This window comes from Burkholderia sp. MSMB1459WGS (assembly GCF_001534535.1).
Taxonomy (GTDB): Bacteria; Pseudomonadota; Gammaproteobacteria; order Burkholderiales; family Burkholderiaceae; genus Burkholderia.
The window spans coordinates 1-1181 of sequence record NZ_LPMU01000088.1 but is presented as its reverse complement, the minus strand read 5'-3'; the positions used below and the strand labels follow the sequence as shown (position 1 = coordinate 1181).

Below are 1181 nucleotides of genomic sequence, written 5' to 3'. Positions count from 1 at the left end.
GCCGCGACGTTCACGACTTGTCGCGCCGAATCGGCCGAGCCGACCGCGACCACGTTCGAGCGCCCGCCATCGTTGCTGCCCGTGCCGAGCGCAGTCGAGTTGTTGCCCGATGCCGTCGAACCCACGCCGATCGCGGCGGAGCCGTTGCCCGACGCCGTCGAGCCGTTGCCGACCGCTGTGCTGTTCGAGCCCGATGCCACCGATCCCGAGCCGCCCGCCGACGAATTCGAACCGCTCGCCCCCGGCGGCACGTTGCCGCCGGTCGGATTCGACGTGTACGAACCGCCGAGGTTGGTCGTGCGCTGGTCGATCAGCGTCGTCAACTGGTTTGCGACCGAATCGAGCTGCGACACGTTCACCGCATCCGTGCCGTTCTTGCCGGCCGCGAGCCCGGTGATCTGGCGATTGCCGACGTTCACCTCGCCGGCCGACGACTGCGGGCTGCTCAGCCCGTACGCGACGTAGTTCGTCAGCGCGCCGACCGTGGTCAGCGAACCGGCGCCCAGCGCCACGCTGTTCGCGAACGTCGCCGATGCGCCGGCGCCGAGCGCGAGCGCATCGGTCGCCGTGCTGCGTGCACCGGAGCCGAGCGCGACGCTGCCCACGCTGACCGCCACCGCATTCGCACCCTGCGCGACCGACTGCGCGCCCGTCGCCGTCGCGCCGCTGCCCAGCGCGATCGCGTCGGCCTGCGCGGAACTCGCCGCCTGCCCGATGGCGACCCCGCCCGGCGCTGTCTGGTCGACGATCGCGCCGTTGCCGATGCCCACGCCGTTGTCGCCGTTGACGACCGTCGTCGGCCCCACCGCGACCGATTCCGCGCCGACCGCGAGCGAATCCGCCGCCGTCGAGTTCGCGTGGAAGTACTTCTGGCCGGTGACCGCGAACGACTGCAGCGCGCCGGTCAGTTGCCGCACCGTCACCGCGTCCTGCTGGCCGGTGCCGTCCGCGACGTTGGTGATCTGGCGATACGTCTTGTTCGTCGCATCGCCGACCGATACCGCGCCGAGCAACGTCTGGTCGGTCGTGTCGAACGGGATCGACGCAGTGCCGTTGCGGAGGATGCCCGACGACGGCACCGTCGCGCGGTCGGCCACCGAACCCGAGCCGAGCGCAATGCTGCCGTCCACCTTCGAGATCGCGTTCGGGCCGATCGCGACGCTGTCGACGCCCACCGCCTG

Annotated in this window: 1 pseudogene; it reads right to left on the bottom strand. The window is 71.4% G+C overall.

The features are described from left to right. Nucleotides 1-1181, bottom strand: a pseudogene (locus tag WT97_RS31790) (adhesin); the annotation flags it as partial.